The following is a 5,781-nucleotide window of genomic DNA, read 5'->3' on the forward strand; positions in this document are numbered from 1 at the left end:
AATGTGTCACATGATTTATTGTTAGAAGTTGGGACAGAATAGTTGGGCGCTACACTGGTTGGAAACTAGACTCCGATGTATGCCCTTCAATAATTGGAGTGTTAATTTGGTCTTTGTCATGATAAATATTTTTTTGCTAGTGTTTTCAGGAGCTTATCTCAAGAATTATGGAGACGTCGCTATCTCTGGCGAACTAACGTAAATCAGTAGTGTTATTCATCCCCAACCCAAGATGGAGACTGGTATGACAGATACTTGCAGAACGAAAGCCCGAGACGCATTTGAGGATAATATAGCAGACGCTGAAGTTTTGCTAAAATATGCACGAGCATTTCAGAACAACAGGCAACGTAAGATGCGATCGGAGCTTAAGGCCCGGGTTGGTGAAGCAATTAGAGTTTCAGCTAGAGATCGTGGAAAGATGGACTGTCTCGCAAGCGATGATTTGTTCGTTGTTTTTCGAGATGCAACCAAACTTGGCCCTGCTAGATTTAAGGATTTGCGTCCGTTGCTTCGCCCGGCAATTGTGGCTGCCTGTGCTGCCTTTGAAACTTTCGTTGCGGACAGAGCCATGGACTTTGTTAGCAAAGCCCTCAAAGCTGAAGATGCTCCCAATCGGCTACGGGGCCTCCCGCTTACAGTGGGTCGTTGGATTGATATTGAAGAGAAATATGAGCGGCGACAATGGGGCATCCGAAGCGTAATAGAGGAGAACGTTCGAGAGATTAGCAGTACAGCACCAAATAAGGTTGGCGAGGTTCTTAGTGTTGTTGGCTTTAAGAATTGGTCTTCGAAAATTGACAAGATGCGCAAGGTGGCCAAGGGTACCACCGTTCAGCAACTCGAAATCTTGACTGCGCGTCGAAACCAAATTGCACACTCAGCAGATAGAAAAGGCTTGGGCAGGGCAACGTTGGAGATTGACGAGGTAAATGCTTTCTTAGAGCAAATTCGCGGCATCGTTCAGGCATTGGATGCCGAATTTGCGAAACACATTGTGTAGAATTTCCTCTGCTAATGCTGGCAGGGAATTCTTGGGAATATCGCTGGTTACCCATCGGCTGCTTCTTTAAATCATGTAGCCCATGAAGTGTCGAGAGAAACGGTCGGGGAAGTACAGATTTATGAAAATGAAAACCTGCATGGACAAACATCTTAATATTTTCCAAGCTTATCATGGTGGAAATTTGGATTCACCGGAACGTGTCAATCGTTTGGAAGACAATTTGACCAGAGCCTTTATTATTTGTTTGAAATTCCTTCAAGATGCTGGGGTGCTACGACCCTTCTTTGAAAAAATCGGCTTTGCAGGGGGGCACATTCCCAAAACATTGGTTTTTGATCTTCAAAATATGAAGGATAAGAAAGCTTTGGGAAGAATCCAAGCATCCAATAATCAGGAACATCAATGGTTGTTGCTAATAGGCCGTGATCAATTTAAAAGTCATTGGAGAGATGATGCTGCTAGGCAGGTTGAAAAAGTAATGGAAATCCTTGCTGATACGCAAGGTTCTGAGAAAAGGAAAGACTTTCTAAAATATCTTAGAGAAATAGGAAAGAGAGAGGGCTCCACTAAAAACTTTGATTTGAATTTTCCAGAGATTGACCCCTGTGAGGCTGCCTCGTTCTTTTCCTTGATTCATGGATGTAGGCCAGATGCCTGGATTTACGAAGAAGACTCAAATTCGCCATTCGCCATTCTTGTTGAGTCCAAGGTAGGGGCCAATAAGCTAGCCCATGCCCAAGTATTTCGTCACCTGACAGGTGACCAGGGTTTTAATTTGTCTTCCGATAAAGCAATCAAATTTATTCACGACAAGTCCCACATGAAATCAACAACCTGGACTCAAATTGCTGCTGCATTAAAATCACTAATGTCCCAACTAGAGAAGACGCCTGAAGTGAAGACTATAATCACTCAATTTTTGGAGTATTTGGAAATGAGCGGAGAAATTTTGAACTTAAGAAAACTCAACGATGTTTTCGATGAAGATTATGCAAAAGGGCAGTTTGCTCTTTTTCTGGATGTATTGGATAGAGCTTTATTTATTAGAAATGGTTCAGCCAATAAGACTCAAGTTTTAAGCCGTGGCAAGCGACCCTTGGCTGGATTGTGGGATTTTTATGGTCTAGAAAATAATGGGAAGATCCTTCAGAATCCTCACATCTCAATATACTTAAATCATGATGGTATTGGCTGTGGTATTACAGTAGCAAAAAAAGGCCCGAAGATGCGTAACTTATTGAAGACTCCCAAGATGGTGAAATTTCTCATGGGGGAGATGCAGAGTGGGGGGGTAAATAGGCAGCGTGTAAAAATAAATTTAGTGAATTACAGACTTGTTGATCGGAAGCCAGGGCAAGTGAAAGGAGATTATTACGACTCATTTCGGTTTTGTGTCGACCTCAAGGAACTTAAAGGTTTGGGGAAAGACCCTTTGGAAACAGTCGACAACCTGGTCGGGAACTGCATCCCAATCTCAAAGCAGTTAGAAGTCCTTTTCCATTGTGCTTGGGTTGACGCTAGTAAAGCAAACATTTCCTTGGAAAGAGGAGAGACACTTCGAAGAGGAAATCTGGAATTATTTGAAAATCCTGACCAACTTGTAAATGCTTTTATAAATTTTATCGAAGAGATGATTCCTGTTCTTGTGGATGTCCAGGGGAAATAACTTAGTGTTTTAACTTATATATTCCCCACGGTCCATCTTGACTAGTTGCATACCAGATTCGCCAACCGTGATACATTTTTCACAATGTAAGAGTAACTCATTTTTCAAGAGAGAACCTCATGGCTAAAATGATACCGCCCCGCTTCGACGAAGCGACCACCAGCAACGCCGAACATCTATTGTACTTCCATCTACAGAACCACCTGGACGATGACTGGACGGTAGTCCATTCCCTGCCCTGGCTTGACCAATCCCGTTTTCGGCTACAACAAGGCGAGTGCGATTTCCTGTTGTTCCATCCTAGTTACGGTCTATTGGTCCTCGAAGTGAAATCTGGTACGCCACACTACGATGGCTCCAAGCAGGAGTGGCATTACGATGACGGCAAGCAGATCAAGGACCCGTTCGGACAGGCTCGAACGGGGATGCATTTTCTTAATGGCCTATTGAACGAGAGATCACCCCATTGGCGTCAGGCTGGCTTACCCTACGGCTATGCGGTGGCTTTCCCCGACGCGGCTTCGGTTACCGGCAGTCTGCGCCCCGACATGGGTATGGATCTCCTCTTTCTCGCGCCGGACCTTCAGCGGATCCAGGCCGCAGTGATCAAGCTCCTGTCCCGATTCGGGCCGGCGAATCCCGTTGGCGATGTTGAGGTAATCAAGAGTGTCCTGGGCGTTCTGCAACCAACTTTTGCGTTGGTCCCATCATTAGCCCCAACCATCGCCCTGGCTCGGCGCGAGCTCATCCGCCTCACAGAAGAACAGGCCTTCACTCTTGAGGGTATGGGAGGCAACCGCCGGCTTCTCGTTCGCGGGGGTGCCGGAACCGGCAAGACCCTTTTGATCATCACTCAGGCACGCAGACTGATGGCCGAGGGTAAGCGCGTCCTCGTCCTGTGCTTCAACAGGCCCCTGGGAGCGTTGCTTCGACAGGAACTTTCCAGTGACCCGGGCAAATCTTTTGTCGGCAATTTTCATGAGTTTTGCTTAGAAATTTTGCGTGAGACCGAGGTGGATCAGCCGGACCCAGGTACGAATGACTATTGGGACGTGGCTTTGCCCGACGCGGCACTTACGGCCATGCCTGATTTCGAGGCTCGCTATGATGCCATCCTCGTTGATGAAGCCCAGGATTTCCGGAGCGACTGGTGGCTTATGATCGAGGAGTTCCTGGCTGATCCCGAGGAATCACAGTTCCATATTTTCGGCGACGATCATCAGAATCTTTACGGCCGCGAAGGGCAACTGCCATTCAAGAAACCAGAATATATTCTGCGCAGGAACTGCCGCAACACGGCTCCGATCGCCAAGTTTGCCCGGAGCGCAGTGGGAATGAGGGATGATCGGGCATTGGCCGTTTTACCGGACGGGCCGCAACCGGTTCTTCACAAGGTTGCAGATGCAGCTCAGGAACGTGATGCTGTGCGGCGTGTTCTGCATGAGCTCGTCCAGGAGCAGGGAGTACCTGCGGATGAGATTGTGATCCTAGGGTGTCACAAATTGGAAAACTCGTCTTTTACTGACGGTCGGAAGATGGGAAATCTGACTATCCGGGATGCTGACTCGCCGGAAGAACCAAACACAATTCGCTATTCCACAGTCCACAAATTCAAGGGGCTTGAAACTGACTGCGTTTTGTTGACGGGAATTGGGCAGCCCAGCGCATACTACACGGAAAACCACATGAGCCGGTTCCGGTACGTTGGAGGATCACGGGCAAGGGTGGTTCTTCACGTTTTTGAGTGGGGAGAACAGGTCTGTTGAAAGTCACACTGTTTCTTATCTTGCCTGAATCTCATACATAAAAGGGACGGACTGCTCCCCGGTTCAGACCTTACTCGACTTCTCGTGTCCTCAAGTAGCGATTGATCTGCACCCCGCCTGGTTCATCGCCTTCAATTCCGAATCCCTTGGCCTCAAGAAGCTCTACGATCCTTTGGTTCTCCATGTGCTGTTCTTCCTTCAGCAGGGCATCTTCCTTCGGATCGTCGGAGCACAGGCAAAACTCCAAAATGGATTCAAGATGTTCAGTTTGTCCATCATCGTAGATCCGCACATGGCTATCGCCTGTCATGCGGTGCGCAGAGTAGTAATCGAGATACTCACCATTATTGTCCGAGCCAAACAGATACCAAATTGCCCACCCTGCCTTGCATATCTTTCCCCGGCCGCGCTTTGCTAAATCATCCTCAGGTAGGATAATGTCCCAGTTGGCAAAAGACTTTGCAAAGAGGAGCTTGATATGGCCCAGCGGCCCATTGGGGACATTGGCTCCCTCGGCCAATTCCGGATAATTTGTGTGAAGGCTCTCGATAATTTCCCGATTGTGTTGCGCTTCAGCCGCCTTCCCTTCCGCGATATCCCTGATCCAGGCAGGGATATCCCGCGGGGGAGAATTGGCCATACGGTAGCCTTCATAAGTCTCGCCTGTCTGTGGGTCCGTGATTGTTTCGATAGTCAATTCGATTCCCTGTGTATTGGTTTCCCCAGTGATCCGAGTAACGGTCCAGCCGGTTTCGGGGTCGATATATTTTTTCTTCATGATGTGGGCACTCCAAAATTCAGACCGTACTTGGCATTGAGGGTTTGTCAGCCAGGCTGAGCTACTGAAGACCACCCTTTTTCTTATCAAGCTCTTTCCGGTACATTCCGTCCGCCTTGGCAAGAATTGGATCCGAATATAGCTTAGCCACTTTTGCCCAGCTGATTTTACCTGCAAAGAATTCTTGGCTCTCTTTATTGCCCTTTTTATTGAAATTGTCCCAGTAGTCGGAACAGGCCAGTCCAACAACCTTGATCCGCGACTTGTCAATTCCCAGTAAATCAGAAATCTGATCTAAATCCTTTTCAAATTCCTTGTTCTGATCAGATTCAAACCTGGAACATAACTTGGCCTCGATGACGACTACGTCTTTCTCTCCAAATAGACACAAATCGAAAGTTCTCTTGGGAGGGAGCCCTTTCATCTTTGCGGTGAACCCTTTTTGCCAGAGCCAATCCCGATAAAAAACCACCTCATAACCAAGGTCCCAATCACCATCCAAATCGATATCTGAACCGCCCCGGGTTTGACGGAGACTCCACAGTCTGAGAGGATGGAGTCATGT

5 protein-coding genes are annotated in these 5,781 nt (G+C 47.5%); 3 read left to right on the forward strand and 2 right to left on the reverse strand.

Annotated features, from left to right (window positions below; translation table 11 throughout):
• Positions 1-244 precede the first annotated feature (244 nt).
• The 3 genes from KOO63_07480 (at position 245) to KOO63_07490 (ending at position 4,438) form a co-directional block, all read left to right on the forward strand.
• Positions 245-1,003, forward strand: coding sequence for a hypothetical protein (locus KOO63_07480; protein ID MBU8921646.1), 759 nt, complete (start codon positions 245-247; stop codon positions 1,001-1,003).
• Positions 1,004-1,124: 121 nt separating this feature from the next.
• Positions 1,125-2,672 carry a hypothetical protein gene (locus KOO63_07485; GenBank protein MBU8921647.1) on the forward strand — a complete coding sequence of 516 codons (1,548 nt, stop codon included), beginning with the start codon at positions 1,125-1,127 and terminating at the stop codon, positions 2,670-2,672.
• Between the two features lie 119 nt (positions 2,673-2,791).
• On the forward strand, positions 2,792-4,438 hold the full coding sequence (locus tag KOO63_07490) for an NERD domain-containing protein/DEAD/DEAH box helicase (protein MBU8921648.1): 1,647 nt from the start codon (positions 2,792-2,794) through the stop codon (positions 4,436-4,438).
• A gap of 70 nt (positions 4,439-4,508) precedes the next feature.
• Here KOO63_07490 and KOO63_07495 read toward each other — a convergent pair whose 3' ends face one another.
• Positions 4,509-5,216, reverse strand: a complete 708-nt coding sequence (locus KOO63_07495; GenBank protein ID MBU8921649.1) for a hypothetical protein — start codon at positions 5,214-5,216, stop codon at positions 4,509-4,511.
• 61 nt (positions 5,217-5,277) lie between these two features.
• Entirely contained in the window at positions 5,278-5,718 is a 441-nt protein-coding gene (locus tag KOO63_07500) for a hypothetical protein (GenBank protein MBU8921650.1), read from the reverse strand.
• Positions 5,719-5,781 lie beyond the last annotated feature (63 nt).

The organism is Candidatus Latescibacterota bacterium, assembly GCA_019038625.1.
In the GTDB taxonomy this organism is placed as follows: Bacteria; Krumholzibacteriota; Krumholzibacteriia; order Krumholzibacteriales; family Krumholzibacteriaceae; genus JAGLYV01.